Raw genomic sequence first — 21,088 nt, 5'->3', positions numbered from 1 at the left:
ATTATACAAAGTAAAAGGATCTTACTGAGCTTCCCTTATTAAAGGTTATACTAGTAAGATCCTTATTATTATTCTTCATCATCTAAAACTTGATAAGATTGTTCATACAGGTAATTCTGACTATTAATTAATTGATCCTTTTCCTTCCTTATAACATAATGGTAATCACCAAAAGGATCTTGCTCTCTAGCTTTAACATTGTCCTCTAATTGTATCGCTAATATGTTAAAAATTCTCTTTTTAATAGATTGGTCGAATATAGGAAATAGAATTTCCACCCGTTTTTCCATATTCCTCGTCATCATATCAGCCGAGGATAAGAATATCCTTTGATCCCCATTATGATGAAAATAGAAAATACGGCTATGCTCTAAAAATCTCCCTACAATACTTCTAACTTTAATATTATCACTAATTCCTGGTATTCCAGGCCTTAAACAACAAATCCCTCTTACGATTAAGTCAATCTTAACCCCAGCCTTAGATGCTTCATAAAACTTCATGATTAATGGTTTATCCGTAAGAGAATTCATCTTAGCTATAATTCGTCCATTTCCAAACTTTGAATGCAGCTGTATCTCTTGATCAATAAATTCGATAAACGTTTCTCTTATATCAAAAGGAGAAACAGATAAGTGATGAAATGTAGGCTTCTCAGTATAACCACTAAGATAATTAAAGAAGTTAGTTGCGTCAATCCCGAATTTTCTTTTGGTTGTAATCAATCCCATATCTGTATATATTGTGGCTGTCTGATCATTATAATTTCCTGTTCCTAAATGAACAAATCGTTCGATTCTACCATTCTTTTGACTCACTATTAACGTAATTTTGCTATGTGTTTTCAAATAATTCATACCATAAATAACATGGCAACCTGCTTTTTCTAATTCCTTTGCCCACTGAACATTGTTCTCTTCATCAAATCTTGCTTTTAACTCGACAAGCACTGTTACTTGTTTTCCATTCTCAGCTGCACGTTTTAGTGCATTTATTACTGGAGAGCCTCCACTTACTCGATATAAAGTCTGCTTAATAGCCAATACATCCGGATTATCTGCCGCTTCCTCAATAAAATCAATTACAGGCGTAAACGACTCATATGGATGATGGAGGAAAATATCTTGATCTAGCGCCTTTTCAAATAGATCCTCATCTGATTTGAGATCTTTTGGAGGTTGAGGAATTGTAGATGGAAAGAACAAATGCTCTCTTATTGATTGAAAATATTTTGTAAAACTAAAAAGAAAGGTTAAATCCAAAGCTCCATCAATCTTATAGACATCTCTGCTATGGACTTCCAATACTTCCTGAAGAAAAGCCAATTGTTCTGGATCATGGCCTTTTTCAACTACTTCTAACCTAACGGCAGATCCCCATTTTCGCTTCTTTAGTTCCTTTTCAATCTCTTTTAATAAATCACGAGCACCTTCTTCATGTATCGTTAAATCTGCATTTCGAGTAATTCTAAATTGTGTTAAAGATTTCACCTTGTATCCTCGAAATAATTTATCTATGTAGAAAGTGATGACGTCTTCGAGAAGAACAAACAATTGCTCCTCATGAGATCCTGGTACTTTTAAGAAACGGTCAAGCACGGACGGTACCTGTACGATAGCTAATTTATTTTCTAGGCTTTCATACAATCCGTCTTCTTCTAGACTTACAGCAATATTAATACTCTTATTTAAAAGCATCGGAAAAGGACGGTAAGCATCCACTGCCAATGGTGTTAATACAGGAAAAATCTGATTATTAAATACTTCTTCTAACTCTGTTAGCTGAGAAATAGATAGATTCTTCATATTGGTTAGTTCTATTCCTTCACTTTTTAGATCGTGTGTTATAAGACTATTAAACGTTTTATATTGGATATGGACAAGATCATGCGCCTTAACCGAAATCTCTTTCAATTGATGCTTGGGTGTAAGCCCAGCTTTATTATCAGGTTTATTAAACCCTGCCTTCACTTGATCTTTTAAACCTGCCACTCTCACCATAAAGAACTCGTCCAAATTAGAGCTAAAGATAGACAAAAATCGCAAGCGTTCTAATAGAGGGTTTTTCACATCTAAAGTCTCTTCAAGGACACGTTTGTTAAAAGCAAGCCAGCTTAATTCACGGTTGTTATAATAAATAGAGTTTGCTAGCTCTAATCTCTCTTCACTCTTTAAGACCATAAAGCACTTCCTTCATTTATTATCTATATTAATCGTAGCAATTAATAGTGAGAAAAACACGAAGGCTTTGTTAATTTTTTGTAAAAAAATTGTAAACATCTCTATTCATGGTAAGAAAGAAACTTTACTGTAATAAATTTTCTAATTGCCTTTTCAACTTGTCTTTTAACCTTTTCGGCCTGATATTGTTCTGCTCTCCAGTCTTGATCACAATACACCGTAATGATGACTGTATTTTCATGCTGGTCCATTTTAATATCCTTTACAATTCTTCGTTTCGTGCTATTCAGACTAAAACTGAACTTCAATAAACTACCTAGTAAGCGAAGCTTTCTTTGTTCCTCTTTTGAGAACCAGCTTTCATATGGATAGATAAACTGCTTAAATGAATCCTTTGATTTATAAGATGCTAATAAAGAAATAATTAAACGTTCCCGATGAGACAGTCCATCAATCGTTCGATTGGCTAGTAAGTAAAAAGTGTGTTGACTACTAGATTCAGTGTCTATATATTCACCTATATTAAAAACTACCGCAGCCTTTTTTAAATAAAAAAGGTCTTTTTCATCATAGATTTCAGTTCCATTCCTACAAACTTCATGATATAGAGTAGTAGCAATCTTCTTTGAATGATGGACTTGATCTAAGCTTACTTCATAATCTAGAGCAAGGTCATGAAAACTTTCCTCTATAACGTTAGAAAGAATGGGAGATGGTAACGACTTCATTGATTCTTTATAAAAAAGACCTTCACGTAAACCTTTTTTACTTAAAATAAATCGATCTGATCTTACTACTTGAAGTATTGTGTTAAACACTTCTATTGCGGGTATGATGACATCAGCCCGGTCTTTTGAAAGGCCTTCTATTTTCTGCAACTCTGTTATCGTAAGTGGTGTTAATGTTTCTGATATATGGTCAATATCAGCTCCGTTTAACTCAAATTGATGAAGTCCGGCTATTGGGTAGTTTCTCATTTGTTGATGTATTTGAACGACGTTTCGAGCACTACCTCCAATTCCGATGATTGGAAGACTTTGATTCATAATCCAGTGTAGACCCTTAAATTGTCTCTCCAAGAAAGATCTCAAGGTTAATAGCTCAGTATAAGTCGGAACTTCTCCATCAAAAAACTGTTTTTTAAGAGAAATGACACCAAATGGGAAGCTATGATAAAACTTTAATTTACGATTTTGAAACAAGGTAATTTCAGTACTTCCTCCTCCAATATCAACCGTAATCCCATTTTCAAAAGAAGTTGAATTAACAACGGCTAAAAAACCGTAATATGCTTCTTCATATTCAGAAAGCACGGTCATTGTAAAATCAGTTTTCTCACTGACCATATCCAATATGTATTCTTGGTTAACTGCTTGTCTAATAGCAGCTGTACCTACACACTTAACTTCAGTTAATTGATGGTGTCTTGTTATAACTTGAAAGCTCTGTAGTGTTTCAATAAGCACCTGAACACCTTCATCATCTAATATACCCGTACCATTTAAATAATTTCTTAACCTTGCCACCGCTTTAATATTTTCAATTTCTTTATATCTCAAGCCTTTATTCTTTTCATAAATTACCAGGCGGATTGAGTTTGAACCTACATCAATTATTCCAACTTTACTCATGGTCTACTTCTCCTTCCTTACCGTCCTACTATATAATCATTTATAACATGAAAATTTAGTTTCTAATCATTATAGTAAAGGTAAATTTTTATAAAAGAAATAGATTTACTTAATCTATCCTTTTATATCCGCTCCTCCTCTTGTTAGAATATATTATAAACAATTGTTCAGCATTGTTCGTCACCCTACAAAAGAGGATTTTTTCTCATCCCACTCTTAAGATTACCATTGCTTCTTAGCATGGCTTACTCTATAATAATTAAATCGGAATCATTATTATTTGTTTTATAATCTTTAATTAAAAAGCTGTGTTAAAGAACAGTGTTGATTTTTAGCAGAGTTGATTGGAGTGGAAGGACGCGAGACTCCTGCGGGAGAAGCGTGGTGAAGGAGACCCCGCAGGCGGTACGCCGAGGAGGCTCCCGAACCCGCCCGCGGAAAGCGAGTGTCCTGGAACGGAAATCAACAACAAACTTTAACAGAGCCAATTAAAAAGAAACGGAGGGAGAAAAATGAATAAAAAAACCCCTGTTTATGTGATTAGCGGCTTTCTTGGAAGTGGTAAAACAACGATATTAAAGAAGATGGTTGAAGATGCAAGAAAACAAAATAAAAAAGTAGGACTTATTTTAAATGAGCTTGGAGACGTTAATGTAGAACAACATATGTTCCAGGAAGAACAAATGGTTGAACTATTAAATGGGTGTATTTGTTGTTCAATCCAAGAGGACTTAAAAGGAACGTTAAAGCAATTTATTGATCTCCCTGTTGATCTATTATTAATTGAAGGTACAGGAGTAGCAAATCCTAATGAAATTGTGGACACTTTGATAAGTATTGATTTTCAAGACCATTTTGAACTAATGTCCATTATAAGCTTAATAGATGCTGGTAATTTCCTAGATTATCAAAGTATTTTCTCAAGCTCAAAAGAAATTCGACAGCTACTTAAAGAACAAATTATGAGTGCCACTCTACTTATTATAAACAAATCAGATCTTGTTACACCTAAAAAGCTAGACAAAGTGGAAGCTGCAATTAACAAATTAGCGGCAGCGAATACAAAGTTATTAAAATCTAGTTATGGAGATGTACCAGTAACGGAGCTTTATTTAAAAAGAGTTCAGACCGTGAATGCCAGCCAACCAACAAGTTGCTCATGCAATCATGATCATAATGAGGATTGTAATCACAAAGACCATGTACATGCACATCACGCAAGTATAAAAGCAGTAAAAATTTTGGATCTACCCACTTTTAATAAACAAGAATTTCAAAGATGGTTTAAAAGACTACCGGCTGATATTATAAGAGGAAAAGGCATCATTAAGGTTCAAGGGGAAGAAGGTTTTATTAACTTCCAATATGCTGCTGGAAGACTTTCTTTTGAAAAAATAAGTAGTACTGGCCCGGTTGAAACAATAATGATTTTAATTGGTAACCAAATTAATAAAGACGAAGTTCTAGATTATTACGAGAAAACCTTCTTACAAGAAAAGGAGGTTGAGACAAAATCCTAATTCGCCAGTCTCAAAGTCGAACAATCTAAATTAGTTTACTATAAAATTAATACTATTTTCGTTTACTTTGTTACTAATAAACTAGTTAAGCTAGAAGAACATGGTTGTTCCATTGCGCTGCAGCCACTCGCTTTCCGCGGGGAGGAATCTGAGCCTCCTCGGCTACGCCTGCGGGGTCTCAGCCTTTCCTCTATCTCCCGCAGGAGTCGAGTGGCTTCCGCTTCATTCCACTAGTAATTAAAAAATTGTATGCAATATCAACAAACCAATTGAAAGTCACAATAAAGACCCGAACTAGTAGGTGAAAGATACATCAAAATATCACCTACTAGTTCGGGTTTATCATTGGCTGAAATACTTATGCCCCTGCCTCTTTTATTGTAAAAAATAATTAAACGTCTTTACTAACTAATAAATCATACAATGTACAAGCAATAATTTGGGTAGCTAATAGAAAGTCTTCGATACGGATGTTCTCATCGGCTCGATGGCCATTAGCTTCCTCTAACACCTTTGGTCCTACACCAAACATGATGGTTGGAATTCCCTTTTCATAAAAATGACGCGCATCTGTATATAGTGGCACACCATGAACAGGTAATTCTTCCTCCCCTTCCATTAGCAGTTTCCAATTATTTGATAGAGTAGTAATCATCGGGGTATCCTTTGGTACTGGCCCAAAACTCTTTGCATCCAAAATCTTTTTGATCTCTACTTTTATTCCTTCAAACTTTGATAAGGTCTCTTGAACAAGCTCCAAAAACTCCGCTTCCGCTTGCTCTGCATCCTCCTCAGGAATGAGTCTTCGATCCACTCTTAACTTACACTCATCTGGTACAACGTTTGTATTGATCCCTCCACTAATAAGTCCAATAACTAGAGAAGGTTTGTTAATACCAGGTACAGATGATTGTTTAGTTTGTAAGGTTTTCCGATATTCATACAATGCGTTCATAACGCTTGTAGAGGCTTCTATAGCATCAATTCCGGTTTCAGGTAAAGCAGCATGTGCGGACCTACCAGTTACTGTAATCTCATAGTGTAAGCATCCATTATGAGCATTCACAGCTGAATAAGTAAAGCCAGCAACAATGGCAAGATCTGGTTTTATAAGCTCTTGATCTAAGATCCCTTTTGGTCCTAGTACTCCCCCAATTTCTTCATCAAAAGTAAACGCTAGATCAATCATACCATCAAGCTCTGTACTTAGAAGGTTTTTCTTTAAGGCAAGTACAGCATATGTATAAGCGGCAATATCAGATTTTGAAACGGCCACTCCTCTTCCAAACATCTTCCCATTAATAATCTCCCCACCATATGGGTCGACTGACCAACCAAGTCCCGGTGGAACAACATCTCCGTGTGCATTAAGAGTGACTGAACTCCCCTTACCACTTCCAAACTTGGTATTAGCAATAACACTAGCTAGACTAATCATTCCCGTCTTCTTTACTTCAGCTTCATCTACCTCAACCAGGGAAACATCATGGAAACCAAGACTTTCTAACTGCTGATATAAGAAGTTCGCAATTGGATAGCAATCCCCAGCAGGGTTATCCGAAGGTATTTGAACTAGTTTTTGTAAAAATTCAATCATGTCTTCCTTTTGATCGTTAATCCATTTATTCAACATTTCCTTATCTCTATTCATTAAATTCCTCCTCATTCTTAAGGCCCATGTTGTTCATTTATATGACTCACATTCAATTTATATGGTTTTTTTAAAAGGGATTTTCACCTACATGTTCTCTTTGGCTGTTAAAGTTTGTTGTTGATTTTCGTTCTAGGACACTCGCTTTCCGTGGGCGGTAGTTGAAGGTTATTTTCACTATTGTGAAAAAACCTACCTCCTCGGCGTTACCGCCTGCGGGGTCTCCTTCACCACGCTTCTCCCGAGAAAAAGCTCTTTCCTTTTTCCTTACAGGAGTCTCGTGTCCTTCCACTTCAATCAACTCTGCTAAAATCAACACTGTACTTTAACACAGCTTAAATATAAATACCTAATGGTTCATTAACAACCCCCAATTGATCGTCATAAATCACTTCACCACGAAGAAATGTCTTTTTAATCTTTAGCTGAAATGTCATATTTTCGTATGGAGAGAATTTATTTCGAAATTGAAAGGATTCCTTATTTGCGTGTGTTTCTTCATCTAAGCTAATGAATACAAGATCTGCATCTAAACCAGGTGAAATGCTCCCTTTTCTATCGTCTATTGCGAATCGATGTGCGACATTGGCTGTCCCTAAAGAGAGTGTTGATTCCAAACTGACGTTACGCTTGATTGCTTCATCCAAAAATGCAAGCCAAGTAAATTGAACACCTTGTATACCTCCCCAAGCATCCCAAATAGAATCTGTTTGCTTCATAGAAAATAAACAAGGCGAATGATCAGATCCAATCGTATCAATCCATCCGTTATCAATACATTCCCAAAGTTCCTCTACTTCTTCCCTGCGTCTTAGTGGAGGGGCACATTTTAACAAGGCACCCTCTCTCACAAAATCTTCTTCATCAAATACTAAATAATGTGGGCAGGTTTCAACTGTTACATCTATACCCGCTTCTTTCCCTTCTTGTATAAGCTTAATCACCTTTGCTGAACTAATATGAACAAAATGAACCGACGTTCCATATATCTGTGCTAGCTCTAACGAATATCTAACTGCTTTTTCTTCTGATGAAACCGGTCTGCTTGCCAAATAGGCTCGTCGTTCATTTATAGCTGATCCTTTATATAAATTCGTTAGTAGATTAATTTCTTCCTGCCATTCAGCATGTAAAGCTAAAATTTTGTTATGTTCTTTTGCTAGTTTCATAGCTATAGGTAACCGTCCCTTACGTACATACTCAAAATCATTGATTCCACTAGATGACATAAACAACTTCCATGCGACAATCTCGCGACTCATGTCAAAAAGCTCTCCTTCTATTAGAGAAGTATCAGTTATTCCCCCCCAAAGTCTATAATCAATAAAAGATTTTGATTTCAAATACTCTCTTTTTCTAGCAAGAGTATCCATTGAAATGATGGATGGTGAACAGTTTAATGGCATATCAAAAATGGTAGTCGTTCCACCAACAGCCGCTGCCCGACTTCCTGTTTCAATCCCTTCCCAATCGGTTCGTCCTGGGTCATTAAAATGCACATGTGAATCAATAAAACCAGGTACGACTATACACCCTGTAGCATCAATTACTTCAACAGATGAGTCTAGTGAGGGCTCTTTGTATTTTTCATAAAGTGATAGAATCCTACCATTTTTGATGTGAATCGTTACGTTCATAAATCGTCCTTCAGAAAAAACAAGTCCGTTTCTCACCAACTTTTCTTTATTCACGCAATCTAACTCCCTCTATAGGTACTATAACCACCTGGCGAAATCAAAAGAGGGACGTGGTAGGATGATTGCAGATCAGAAATGCAGAACCTTATTGGAACACATTCTAAAAATAAACCCTCAGTCATTTCTCCCTTTAAACGGTAGTAATCTCCAACATAAAAACGAAGCTCATAAATACCAAGTTCCATCGTATCACCTTTAAGAAGAGGCTCATTTAGTCTCCCATCTTTATTAGTACAAGCTTTTTGAATAAATTCAAATTGATGATTAACTTGTTTCCACAGCTCAACAAACATTCCATATCCAGGTTTTCCTATACTCAAATCTAACACGTGTGTGGAGAGAGAATGGGTCATGACAATGACTCCTCCTCCTGTTCTATATCCGCTCTTGTCATTTCAAAGCATTGAAACCCAAATGGAGGGCGAGGTTCAGTGAACACTTTTCCTTCAGGAGAGGCAGGGATCTCATCTAAGATCGTTTCCCACGTCCGATTATTTGATTCAAATCGAACCTCCGATAATTGTGGGAACCTCTTTAGTATCCGTTGACCAATTTTATAGACTAGATTTTGAATGGAGGGAGAGTTTTCTTCATGAAAAACTGTATAGGCGATATCCCTGATTTGTTCAGCTGCCACATATCCATCAAATGTATTTCCTTTAGCATTTTCTATATCATGATAATGCCATTCCATATTTAAATAGACAAAGAGAGGTCGATTAAACGATTCCGGTAAAGTAGTATATTCATCTTTCACAAATCCATAGAAGGAGCTTCCCTTTATTTTAATTAGTTTAAGGCGCTTTAGGCCGCTAAGATGACGATTAACAACAATTTCTCCATTGACCTTCTTTAATTCAACCGTACATACCGGTTGCTCATTTAGAGAATAACGAAACACTAAAGGACTTGATTCAAAACCTAACTCTGTTGCAACAGGAAGATCATCGAAAGGAATATGTTCACCTGACATTTTCACTCCGGTCATTTGCGGATAAGTCTCAAGAAATCTTCTTCCCACGAACTCTAGAAAACCCTCCGGTGTCGAACCCTCGTACTCTCCAGCATGCGTAAGGATAAAGTTCTTCATGGAATCTGTTGCAACAACCAATGAATTATCTCCATCTTTGAAAGATGAATAGAAGGCCTCCCCCTCTACAGCAACCTTAACATTTAAACAGAACAGATGATTACTTCGTCCTGAAAAAGAGGACTCAGGAATCATGCTCACACAAGTTAACGGTGTTGCATAAGTTCTGTACACAAATACATCGGCTTTTCCGTAATACATGGTTCTCTTCATACCTACCACTCCCTTATTGGATGATATCGTTTATGCGAAAGTCTACTATTTTAAAAACCTCCTGAAGAGCAGTCGACAGCTCTTTATCATAAGTTGAACTTACTCGTTGCTTCATTAATGATAAAATGGTCTCTTTGTTTTGACCTTTTACTGCCATAATAAAAGGAAAACCATACTTTTCTACATATATTTTATTTAGAGATTGAAATTCATTATATTCTTCTTTACTAAGCTGATCTAAGCCAACATTAGCTTGCTCCTTCATTGACATGTCTGACATTTTTAATCTTGTTCCCAGATCTGGATGGGCCCGGAATAATGATAATTGTAAAGATAATGAAGAGTTCTTCACAACATCTTTCATCGTCTCTAAAAGTAGCTCTTTATTCATGAAAGGTCTAGATTCCCATGCTTGTTCTGCTATCCAAGGTGAGTGCTCAAAAACCCATCCCACCTTACTTATGAATGATTCCTTATCCATTTTGTTCACTTGGGAAATCTCCATGGTTTGTTGTTCTCCTTCAGTTAATTTTTTTACTGCGTTTTTAACAGATCTAATAATTCCCCCGTAGCCAGTACAACGGCAAAGATTCCCAGATAATGCTTCTTGAATTTCTTCATCAGTTGGGCTAGTTGTTTGATCAAGCAATGCTTTAGTGGCCATCACCATACCTGGCGTACAGTAACCACATTGAAATCCACCTTCTTCTAGAAATGCTTCTTGAATTGGATGAAGGTGTTCATCTTCTAACCCTTCAATGGTCGAAACAGAACAATCGTTCGCCTGATATGCCATTACTAAACAGGAATGGACAAGTTGATGATTAAGATGGACAGCACAGGCCCCACACCTGCCAATCCCACAAGAAATTTTAGTTCCTGTTAAATCAAGGTCATCTCTTAATACATGAACAAGTGGTTTTGTAGGGCGCAGTTGTAAATTGTAGTTGGTTTGATTAACAAAAAGAGTGATCGGCATGCTCGAATTACACTCAGATACATTTTTTGTTTCTTGAAGTTTTTTTACATCCATGGTTGCATCACCCCTTGTTGAATATTCTTTAGTAAATATTCTGGGGATACTGGTAACTGATTGACCCAGCAGCCCGTTGCATCAAATATTGCTCTAGCAATGGCTGGGGCAACTGCCACCGTGCCGATCTCTCCTACTCCTCTTGGTCCATGCATATCACCTTTAACTAACTGTTCAATTGCCGTTATATCCATATGACTTGGCGCATCCAATATGGTTGGTAAGAAGTAGGAATCAAAATTGTCTGTGACATATATACTGTTATTCATTTTCGATTCTTCCATCAATGTATATCCCAGTGCCATAATGCCTCCTCCTTCAATTTGACCTAAGAAGCCTAATGGACTGATGACAGGACCAGCTGCTACTGCTTGATCTAAACTCAAAACCTTTACTCTTCCAGATAAGAGATCAACTTCTACCGCTGCCCTCACAGCAGCAAATGAATATAAATAATGGCTCCCGATGATGGGGTCTGGACTTGTTGGAAAGTCAAAGGAAGTATGAACTGAAATCATCTTTTCAGCTGGGATGCTTTTTCCAAGCTCGGTATAGGTAATGATTGGACCCTCCCTCTCTCCTTCCCCGTTAATCCAAATACCACAAGCTCCAAGCTTTAGATTACACACCTGTACGCCAGTAATTAGTGAAGCAAACTCAAGTACTTGGTTTTTAAAGGGTTCCTTCATATTTTGAAGAGCTTGCCAAACCATGCTAGTTGCCCTTGATGCAGTTGAAGAACCTGAGACAGGAACCAATGCCGTATCTCCCACAGTTATTTTGAGTTCTTCTTTTCCACATTGGAATTCTTCAAGTAAAAGGGTTTCAATTACAGACAAAAGGCCCTGGCCACACTCTTCAAACCCAAAAGCAGCTTCAATTTTTCCTTCTTTTGTAAAGGACAATCTACCACCAGCAGGGTCTATCCTCCCAACACCAAGTCCACCACCATGCATAGTTAATGCAATTCCAGTCCCTCTGACCTTCCATGGATCATTGATGCTTTTATATCGTTTAGTGGAGTTTAATTGATTAAAAGAAGCCAACACTTCTGCTGCTCCGTTTGTTGGAGCAATTCTTTGGCCAACTGGTCCCTTATCCTCTACCCCTCTTAGATTTATTTCTCTTAATTTAATTGGATCCATTCCCAGCTGATCTGCCAAACGGTCTATTTGTCCTTCAAGTGCAAATGTTACTTGATTGCCACCGAATCCCCTAAACTCTCCTGCTACACCATTGTTGGTAAATACAGATAGCCCAACTGTTTCAATATTTGGAAACAGGTAAGGGCCAGCTGCATGCTCTATAGCAAAATCTAATACCGCAGGTCCTAATGATGCGTATGCCCCTGTATCAGCTACAATCTTTACTTGGTGAGCAAGTAGCATTCCTTTTTGGTCCACTCCGGTTTTCATTGTAATTTTCATAGGGTGACGCTTAATACTCGCTTTAACAGACTCCTCCCTAGTTTGATGAATTTTTACAGGACAGCCTGTGATAAGAGCTAATAGTGCTGCATAGGGTTGAATGTTCAATTCATCCTTACCACCAAAGGAACCTCCAATCGGGCTGGAAATAACACGGATGGAAGATTCTTCAAGGTCAAGTATTCTTGCCAACTGAAACCGGTCTTTGAAACCATGCTGAGAACCAACATAGACAGAAAGTGTACCATCTTCTTCTGGTACAATAACCCCGCCTTCAGTTTCCATATATGCATGTATTTGTCGTGGTAATTGATAGGTTTCTTCCACAATTACAGCACTGTTTCTAAAACCTTTTTCGACATCTCCATTTGTATAGGAAGCTTCATGAAGAAGATTACCGTTCGGATGCAGTTTTATTGAATCAGGCATAAGTGCCTTCTCTGGTTGTTCAATCACTTGAAGTGGCCTATATTCCACCTCTATTTCACTTAGAGCCTTTATAGCAATTTCCTCCGTGTCGGCTGCTATCGCTGCAATAGCGTCACCAACACATCGTACTCTATCCTCGCAAAGGACAGGCTGGTCTGGGAAAATCAATCCATATCCATTTATGCCAGGCACATCATGATAGGTAATCACGGACCTTACCCCAGGAATTTGCTTCGCCTTTTCGGTCCGTATAGAAATAATTTCAGCATGAGGATATGTGCTTCTTAAAATTTTCCCATATAACATATTAGGAAATTTTAGATCCGTTAAGTATTTCATTTTTCCTGTCACTTTTTCAGGGCCATCCGGACGAACTCTCATTTTTTTATTCGCAAGGCTCTCTGTTTGCCCCATAACATCCCTCCTACTTATACATGTCTAGCAAGCTCTGAGTATATGATATTAGTGACGACTGCTTTCTTGTAGAACGATGAGGAAAGTTCATCTGATTCTGGGTTGAACTCCTCTCTTAATGAAAGGATTGCCTTACTTAATTGTTCACTTGATAAAATTTTACGATGTAAAGCTTCTTCGCTCTGTAAGAGACGTTGTGGATGAATACGACTACCACTGACAGCCAGCTTAATATGATCTACCTCATTTAGTGAATTGAGTCGGCAATAACCAGAAACGGTGACGATACTAGGTGTAAAGGCCTCTCGATGACCTACCTTTTTATAAAAATAAACCTCTTTACTAGAAGGTTTGCTTTTTGGTAGATAAATGGAGGTAATAAGTGCATTTGATAGGAACTTCACCCCTTTTACATAATCAAATAATGAAATTAACTCATGTTTTTTACCATTAAATAAAGAAACATGGGCGTCTAATACTAATAAAACTGGAATAGCATCCCCCATCCCAGTAGCAATATTTCCTCCAATAGTGGCTTGGGTTCTGATACCAGGAGCAGCTATACTTCTAATCACATCCTCTAATAACGGAGTCTCTGCTAATAATTGATGGTTTTGTTTTATTTGATCAAGTGTGGCTAAAGCACCAATACGTGTATACACAATCCCGTTAATTTCCTCAGTAGAATAACCATGGAGGTCTTTTATTTTCAGTAAACTTATTAAATTTGGTGGACAATTTTTTTCTTTAAACCATTTCGTTTGTAAAAGTGTGCCACCCCCCACATATTCCGAAGAAGTACCAAACTGTTGTTTTAATTCCCAAGCCTCGTCTAAAGTCTCAGGTATCCAAACAGTCGAATCCAATACATTTGCCTCTTGGTTATTCATGTAGCAACAGATCCTTTCCATTTTTCATATTCTTCCTTCGTATCAATGTCAATAAAATCAGTTTCATTTTCATAATCAATGAAAATTCCATGTAGCTTCTTTTCTTTAATAAGCGTCCTAGCTCCTTGATCCCCCTTTAAAGTTAAAAGTTCGGGGAATGCACTCTTTGAAAAAAGAATCGGCGGCCTCGGTACTTCTCTGAAGCGTGCTGCCACGAAAGTTAAATCTTTATCCTGGTTCTCCTTAAATCTATGGATAAGATGATCTATAGTAGTTTTTGTGAGAAATAGTTGATCGGCCAGAAGAACCATTACTCCAGTAGCTCCCATTTTCATCGCTGTAATAATTCCACTTTGTAAGGAGTGCGCCTGCCCATACTCTGCTTCTTTACATGCAATATACGTCCAGTTTTTATGAGGCGGGAGTTGTTTTAAATGGTCTGTCATCCAAAGTGAGGGTTGTGTTTCCTTCGTCACAATAATCGTATGGTCTAGAGTGGAGCTGACTGCTTCCTTTAAGGCTAAAATCCCTACCTTACTATCACCCATAGATAACGAAAGTTTATCTTGGCCCATCCTTGAACTTTTACCAGCAGCTAAGTAAATTCCAATGATTTTATTGTTACTCAATAGACAACACCCCTTTCCTTTGCTTACTCCTTTGAAGCTGGATTAATTGTGCAATTACACTTACTGCTATTTCTTCTGGCCCTTCTGCACCGATCGATAGACCTATTGGACTCGTAACAGATGAAGGAATTTCTTCACTATTGAATAACCGCTTGGTGCGATTCTTTGAACCCAATATTCCTAGGTAAGCTAACTCCTGATTTGTTAAATACTGAAGATATTCACGGTCCTTTTCAAAATTATGTGTTACTAATAAAACGGAATCTTCAATAGTAAAGCTAACTTCTCTTAGTATTTCTTCTGGGAATCCAACGATTAGTTGATCTGCATGAGGGAAATGATTCGTTTTACAAAATGCAGGACGCCAATCGGAGACAATGACATAAAAACCTGTTTTAGAGGCGAGTGATGCAATAGGTATAGCATCTTGACCTGCTCCAAAAATGATTAGACGAGGTTTTGGCTTAAATGAATGGATATAAAGATGAGTCGAAAATTTAGAACAATAGTGTATGCCACTTTTTACGTTCATTTGATGAAAAGTAGAGATGGTACCTTTTAACGAATGGCTTAATGGCTGATCCCATTCCCCAAACATGGCACCATTATTTGAATAAAATAAGTAAGAAGATGTAGGATTTCCCCCTTGCAGTTCTCTAATAAATGTAACCCGGTTTCCTTTAGCTAAATGATTTTTTAAAGCTTTTAAATGGCTTGTAAAACTACCAGTTATTGGTTCTAACAATACCTTTATAACACCATTACAACCTGCGCCTTGCCCCCATAGTTGATCACCTTCAGCTTGTAAATTGTAAGTAAAGGTTTGTGGAACTCCATTTTTCACAATTTCTTCTGTCCGATAAGAGAGATCCTCTTCTAGACAGCCTGCACTAATTAATCCAGTCTTTGTTCCATCTTTCTTAAACAACATAGATGTCCCCTCTTTTCGGTAGGCAGAGCCTTGAACATCAATAATAGTAGCAAGCACATCCTCTTTCGTAAGAAATTCGAGTTGATTTAAGATTTTATAAAAATCTTCCATCGATCTCCTCCTCTATCTAAATAACAGTTAAATTAATTTTACAGAAATTTTAGAATATTTATTTTTACAAGTATATGACCTAAAGTAAACTAATTAAATAAATATGTAAGATTATCTAACAAAGAATATTTTCAACAATCCTATTAGCAATCAACCAAGTTATTAAAAAAGAATAAATTAAAAATTAACTTCCGTTTGTTTCAGTGATTTTAAAAATAGTGTCAGGAAATCTAACGAACTAAGAGATTATCAAACTGAAATATAGAATAATGAATGTTACCTCTTTTTAAAGTTTGCTCTGTTAAATATTTGTTCTCAAAATTAATAAACAAAATGAGTGGTATGGTATTAGAAGGGAGCGAAATATATGGATGAGTATTTTTACATGGAAAAGGCAATAAAGGTTGCTTCAGAGAATGTGATTTCTAATCATGGAGGGCCATTTGGGGCTATAGTAGTGAAAGATGGAAAGATTATAGGAGTAGGAAGAAACGAGGTTACAGCATCTAATGACCCCACTGCCCATGCAGAGGTTCAAGCAATTAGAGCAGCGTGCCAATATTTGAATAAATTCCAGCTTGATGATTGTGAAATATACACTAGCTGTGAACCGTGCCCGATGTGTATCGGCGCAATCTATTGGGCGAGACCAAAAGCAGTCTATTATGCTGCAACCAAGGAGGAAGCCGCCCAAATTGGTTTTGACGATCAATTTATTTATGAAGAGCTTACCTTACCCATGGAACAACGGAAAATTCCAATGCAAAAAGTGTATTTAAATCAAGGTGATCTTCCATTTAGAACGTGGGAAAAATCTCAAGAAAAGATCACCTATTAAATGCAAAACAAGTTTACAGAACTTTGCTGTAAACTTGTTTTTTGTTTCTGTTATTTTTCCTTACTACCCATCCTTATGTAAGACCTTGTTACTAAAGCTACGACTGAAATAGCTTAATCTGGATGGTTAACCGACACCTTAATACGAATAGTAATATGGTCTCTTTAGTGAACGAATATTCTCTAACATTGACTCTGCTTCAGGTAAAAGAGTTGTTAGTGGGAGACCGTTTACAAGAGGTGTTTTATCGTATACCTTTTTCACCTCAACCATTTCAGCACCGGTAAATTCATCCTTACTAACTACGATTCTCTCAGGATTGTACATGATAATGTCTAACAATTCATCAATCTCCTTATTCTTCGACTGAATAAGAGTTTCTAATAGCTCATAATTCGTCAATTGTTGAATCGTTTCTAATTGAACATCGTGGTGACTTCCATATAAGGATATGGACTTAGCTAAAAGAGCATCCAAAGCTAAACAAGTTGGTTCTAAAAAACTTTTGTGGTCATCTAGAATAGCTTTCATAATGGTCACACCATGTTCAAGATCGGTTTCCACATAGTGGCTAGAAAAAGAAATTCTTTTGATTAGCTCTGATGGATGTTTAGTTAGTTTTCCTAACATATAGGAATCTCTTAAAAAGCTATCTAAGTGATCCGCACTTAAATATGCTGTCTTATGGGATAGTGGTGTATCTTCATTTAAAAGATTAATAATCCTTTCAGGCTTAAAGTCATATTTCTCTAGAATGGAGGAAACTTCATCACCTTTTATATATTCCTCTGTAATCAAATGATGATTAAATCCAAGAGTACGTTCAACAGCATGAGAAAAAGGAAGATGACCGATATCATGGAGAATCGCTGCGATTCGTAGCTCATGATTATCCGGAAAAAAATGAGCAATGATACTCCATACCCCCACTGTATGCTCAAACCTAGAATGTTTAACAGCCGAAATAAATGAGCCTGTCCCATAATGAGATAGGTATTTTAACCTTTTAACGGATCTACTTTGAAATAATTCATACTCCCAAGGGAATGTTGGAGTCATAAGCTGGTAAAACGGATCGTAAATTTGTTTAGGGTCTTTAAAAATATAGTGCATGGGATTTTTTTTCTCCTTTATGAAAGGGTATTGTAGTATGGCTTTTCGAAAACCATTGTTGCTTAATCTAAACTCTCTCGGAATATTAACGGGTGATTTTCCTCTGTATTTTACTCCGGGTGATTTCAATGATAAAGCATTCGTATCCTTTAGAAATCATAAAAGCCGACTTCATATCTAAAAAAAGATACGAAACCGGCCCAGCTAAGTGAGAGTGGCTAACCCACGGTTTAACAGCTCGTAATATAACAACACCTAAATTATACCAATTCACTACTTCTGTCAACTAAAAAACCTCCCTCGCCTAGAGGAAGATTTTTTTGACTATTCCTTTTTAAGATCAAGCGTACTTCTAACCGTATCAATAGGACGTACTAATTTTTCTATTTGTTCCCGCTTCGCTTCTAAAAATGGAGGTAACGATAATTTTTCACCTAGCGTTTCATACGGCTCATCACCCATAAAGCCAGGACCATCAGTTGCAAATTCAAATAAAATTTGAGGCGCCACTCTAGAATATAAAGATTCAAAAAAGTATCGATTTACATATCCAGAGGTCTGAAAACCAAAGCTTTGTAGACGCTCATTCCACTCATCGATAACAGTGCGATCATCTACACGAAATGCTACATGGTGAACGGTACCGAAGCCTTGCTGTGCTTGAGGAAGTAGTACGTTGTGTTCGGCAATAACCTGTGCACCATTACCACCTTCACCGACTTCAAATAAATGGTACGAGCCTTCTCTAGCAACTGCCTTAAATAATAAAACCTTTTCCATCATCTCTTTAAAATAATCTATATTGGCAATACGAATAAAAATTGGTCCTAAACCAGTAATCGCAAATTCTAAAGGAATTGGCCCCTTTTGCCAAGGTGTTCCTGACGCTACTCCTTTGTTATACTCATCAGAAATCAACTGATAATGTTGGTCATCAAAATCAACAAAGGATAAAGTCTTTTTACCAAACTGTTCTTTAATTCCAGTGTGTTTAACATCAAGACGGTCAAATCGATCTTTCCAATATTCTAAAGCTGCATCCGTTGGTACACGGAAGGATGTTTTAAAAATTTCATTTGTTCCATGTACTCCCTTAGGAATACGAGGAAAATCAAAAAAAGTCATATCAGTACCAGGACTACCAGTATCATCGGCAAAAAATAAATGGTAGGTCTGAATATCATCCTGATTCACTGTCTTCTTTACTAACCTCATCCCTAAAGTATAAGTGAAAAATTGGTAATTTTTCTCTGCACTACTTGTAATGGCTGTAACATGATGCACGCCTTTTAAACCGTTCACTTCTCATTCCTCCAACCTTATATAAATTAATGGAATTTTTTCTAACAATCAATATCTTTAATTAATATATCTTTAATTCGAGATAAATATATCACAGAGCTTATTATTTGTCAAAATTGATTAAGCCCTTTTTCAACACTACTTCCTCTCCCTATCCATTCTCTTCTCTTAAACCATATGCTTTATTTCTTCTCTAATAGATTCAATGATGGTATCAGAAAGATTAGCGGGTATTGTTTGATCCTCTTTAAAGTACCAACTATTAATCACTTCAAAGTCTTCCTTGTTATAGGTAATACTGTAATTATTTTGTTGATACGTAAATTCAACCGTTACAGATTCTTCCCCTTGAAAATGTTCATCCACAATCATATGATTAATTTTATATTCGTCCACGATAATGCCTCCAATGTATATATATGTACATAGATTGAACTTAAAATAGTAGTTTATTCATATAAGTTGACGTAATGACGATTTTTTAGTTAATCAATTGAAATCCCTCATATACAACTGTAAAATAAACAGGTAATACATAATGGGAGGAATCGAAATGATCCAACGTACAGTACTTATAAAATTCTCAGATACAACAACTCCTGAAACTCTACAAGAGGTTGTTACTCGTTTTAAAGCATTGGAAAATGTGTTGACTGGAATTGTAGAAATTCATGCGGGACTAAATCTTGCTGAAAGAAGCAAGGAATATCAGGTTGTATTAATGGTAAGGTTTGAGGACCAAGCAGCACTTGATGCATATACAACAAACGAAGATCATCAAGCTGTAGCTTCGTTCATCCGAGAAGCAGGTAGAATTGATAGCATCGGCGTGGATATAGAAATCTAGTTACTATAAATACAAAGAGGCTGGAAGATAATTATTTTAGCCAGTGATAAACCCGAACTAGTAGGTGAATTTTTAATGTATCTTTCACCTTCTAGTTCGGGTCTTTATTTGTTACCTTCAATTAATTAGTTGATTTTGCATACTATTTTAAAAAACTAGTGGAATGGAGCGGAAGACACTCGACTCCTGCGGGGCGTAGAGGAAAGGCTGAGACCCCGCAGGCGTAGCCGAGGAGGCTCAGATTCCTCCCCGCGGAAAGCGAGTGTCTGAAGCGAAATGTAACAACCTTGTCCTTCCACCTTTACTCTTTAATCAGTAACAAAGTAAACGAAAAAGTATTAAATTGATAGTAAACTAATTTTAGAGTTTGTTCGGCTTTGAGACCGGTGTATTAGGTTTTGTCCCAGCCTCTTCTTCTTATTTAGTGCCCCTCTTAAGCTAAATAGGCTTCCTTAATTTGTTCATCACCTAGTAATTCAAGATTCGTTCCTGTCATTTTTATTTCACCGGTTTGAATGACATACCCTCGATTAGCTATTTGAAGCGCTTGGTAAGCATTTTGTTCAACTAATAAAATGGTCATTCCAGACTCATTCAGTTCTTTAATAATCGTGAAAATTTGTTCAACAATAATGGGTGCAAGGCCCATTGATGGCTCATCCAACATTAATATATTGGGGCCACTCATTAACGCTCTTCCCATTGCAAGCATCTGTTGTTCTCCACCGCTCATGGTTCCTCCGCGCTGATTCACACGTTCCTTGACCCGAGGGAAGTAATGAAATACCTTTTCCATTCTTTCCGCAATAAGTTTTTTATCTTTTACCGAAAAGGCACCCATTTCTAGGTTCTCTTTTACGGTTAATCTCGGAAAAATCTTTCTACCCTCTGGTACATGTGCAATGCCCGAGACAACTGTTTCATGAGGAGGTACTTCCGAAATATTTTTCCCGTTTAACAGGATCGTTCCTTCTTTCGGCTTAACTCCACCACTAATTGTTTTTAATGTGGTTGATTTCCCTGCCCCATTACTTCCGATTAGCGATACAATTTCACCTTTATTAACATGTAGAGTAATTCCTTTTAAAGCATGAATTCCGCCATAGTATGCGTGTATATTATTCAGTTCAAGTATTGGCATA

General features: G+C 36.9%; 18 protein-coding genes. 3 read left to right on the top strand and 15 right to left on the bottom strand.

The window, feature by feature from the left end; translation table 11 throughout:
- Positions 1-68: 68 nt before the first annotated feature.
- Together M1D60_RS11460 and M1D60_RS11455 are read right to left on the bottom strand one after the other, a co-directional pair.
- Positions 69-2,180: an RNA degradosome polyphosphate kinase gene (locus tag M1D60_RS11460; RefSeq protein WP_456279280.1), complete on the bottom strand. Its 2,112-nt coding sequence runs from the start codon at positions 2,178-2,180 to the stop codon at positions 69-71.
- Between the two features lie 101 nt (positions 2,181-2,281).
- Complete coding sequence (locus M1D60_RS11455) at positions 2,282-3,811, bottom strand: Ppx/GppA phosphatase family protein (protein WP_456279279.1); 1,530 nt, start codon at positions 3,809-3,811, stop codon at positions 2,282-2,284.
- 512 nt (positions 3,812-4,323) lie between these two features.
- Here M1D60_RS11455 and M1D60_RS11450 point away from each other — a divergent pair.
- Positions 4,324-5,331, top strand: a complete 1,008-nt coding sequence (locus tag M1D60_RS11450) for a CobW family GTP-binding protein (protein ID WP_456279278.1) — start codon at positions 4,324-4,326, stop codon at positions 5,329-5,331.
- A 391-nt stretch (positions 5,332-5,722) separates the two neighbouring features.
- On the opposite strand, the gene M1D60_RS11445 is transcribed toward M1D60_RS11450, so the two are convergent.
- From M1D60_RS11445 to M1D60_RS11405, 9 genes are all read right to left on the bottom strand, one after another.
- Complete coding sequence (locus M1D60_RS11445) at positions 5,723-6,982, bottom strand: ArgE/DapE family deacylase (RefSeq protein ID WP_456279277.1); 1,260 nt, start codon at positions 6,980-6,982, stop codon at positions 5,723-5,725.
- Between the two features lie 335 nt (positions 6,983-7,317).
- A complete protein-coding gene (gene allB / locus M1D60_RS11440; RefSeq protein ID WP_456279276.1) occupies positions 7,318-8,673 on the bottom strand; it encodes an allantoinase AllB in 1,356 nt (451 codons plus the stop codon).
- A gap of 5 nt (positions 8,674-8,678) precedes the next feature.
- On the bottom strand, positions 8,679-9,032 hold the full coding sequence (gene uraH / locus M1D60_RS11435) for a hydroxyisourate hydrolase (protein WP_456279275.1): 354 nt from the start codon (positions 9,030-9,032) through the stop codon (positions 8,679-8,681).
- On the bottom strand, positions 9,029-9,982 hold the full coding sequence (gene pucL / locus M1D60_RS11430; protein ID WP_456279274.1) for a factor-independent urate hydroxylase: 954 nt from the start codon (positions 9,980-9,982) through the stop codon (positions 9,029-9,031). Before pucL ends, uraH begins: the two co-directional genes overlap by 4 nt.
- Before the next feature lie 13 nt (positions 9,983-9,995).
- Positions 9,996-11,015, bottom strand: coding sequence for a 2-oxo-4-hydroxy-4-carboxy-5-ureidoimidazoline decarboxylase (gene uraD, locus M1D60_RS11425; protein ID WP_456279273.1), 1,020 nt, complete (start codon positions 11,013-11,015; stop codon positions 9,996-9,998).
- Positions 11,006-13,285: a xanthine dehydrogenase subunit D gene (pucD, locus tag M1D60_RS11420; protein ID WP_456279272.1), complete on the bottom strand. Its 2,280-nt coding sequence runs from the start codon at positions 13,283-13,285 to the stop codon at positions 11,006-11,008. The genes uraD and pucD overlap by 10 nt, the downstream gene beginning before the upstream one ends.
- A 14-nt stretch (positions 13,286-13,299) precedes the next feature.
- Positions 13,300-14,175: an FAD binding domain-containing protein gene (locus tag M1D60_RS11415; RefSeq protein WP_456279271.1), complete on the bottom strand. Its 876-nt coding sequence runs from the start codon at positions 14,173-14,175 to the stop codon at positions 13,300-13,302.
- The gene (locus M1D60_RS11410) at positions 14,172-14,804 is read right to left on the bottom strand and encodes a nucleotidyltransferase family protein (protein WP_456279270.1); all 633 of its coding nucleotides are present in this window, start codon (positions 14,802-14,804) and stop codon (positions 14,172-14,174) included. The genes M1D60_RS11415 and M1D60_RS11410 overlap by 4 nt, the downstream gene beginning before the upstream one ends.
- Complete coding sequence (locus M1D60_RS11405) at positions 14,797-15,846, bottom strand: XdhC family protein (protein ID WP_456279269.1); 1,050 nt, start codon at positions 15,844-15,846, stop codon at positions 14,797-14,799. The genes M1D60_RS11410 and M1D60_RS11405 overlap by 8 nt, the downstream gene beginning before the upstream one ends.
- A gap of 367 nt (positions 15,847-16,213) precedes the next feature.
- On the opposite strand from M1D60_RS11405, the gene M1D60_RS11400 reads away from it, so the two are divergent.
- Positions 16,214-16,684, top strand: coding sequence for a nucleoside deaminase (locus tag M1D60_RS11400; protein ID WP_456279268.1), 471 nt, complete (start codon positions 16,214-16,216; stop codon positions 16,682-16,684).
- Between the two features lie 138 nt (positions 16,685-16,822).
- Here the strand turns inward: M1D60_RS11400 and M1D60_RS11395 are convergent, their stop codons facing one another.
- From M1D60_RS11395 to M1D60_RS11385, 3 genes are all read right to left on the bottom strand, one after another.
- A complete protein-coding gene (locus M1D60_RS11395; RefSeq protein ID WP_456279267.1) occupies positions 16,823-17,797 on the bottom strand; it encodes an HD domain-containing protein in 975 nt (324 codons plus the stop codon).
- 324 nt (positions 17,798-18,121) lie between these two features.
- Positions 18,122-19,099 (bottom strand): ring-cleaving dioxygenase, encoded by a 978-nt coding sequence (locus M1D60_RS11390; RefSeq protein ID WP_456279266.1) that lies wholly within the window; start codon positions 19,097-19,099, stop codon positions 18,122-18,124.
- Positions 19,100-19,267: 168 nt separating this feature from the next.
- Positions 19,268-19,495 (bottom strand): hypothetical protein, encoded by a 228-nt coding sequence (locus tag M1D60_RS11385; protein ID WP_456279265.1) that lies wholly within the window; start codon positions 19,493-19,495, stop codon positions 19,268-19,270.
- Positions 19,496-19,652: 157 nt separating this feature from the next.
- Between M1D60_RS11385 and M1D60_RS11380 the strand changes: the two genes are divergently transcribed.
- Positions 19,653-19,946 carry a Dabb family protein gene (locus tag M1D60_RS11380; RefSeq protein ID WP_456279264.1) on the top strand — a complete coding sequence of 98 codons (294 nt, stop codon included), beginning with the start codon at positions 19,653-19,655 and terminating at the stop codon, positions 19,944-19,946.
- A 433-nt stretch (positions 19,947-20,379) separates the two neighbouring features.
- Here the strand turns inward: M1D60_RS11380 and M1D60_RS11375 are convergent, their stop codons facing one another.
- Complete coding sequence (locus tag M1D60_RS11375) at positions 20,380-21,087, bottom strand: ABC transporter ATP-binding protein (protein WP_456279263.1); 708 nt, start codon at positions 21,085-21,087, stop codon at positions 20,380-20,382.
- Between the last annotated feature and the right edge of the window lies 1 nt (position 21,088).

It is taken from the genome of Bacillus sp. AK128 (assembly GCF_053903075.1).
Note: the sequence above shows the minus strand (reverse complement) of the source record. Positions and strands in the feature narration are given on the sequence as shown.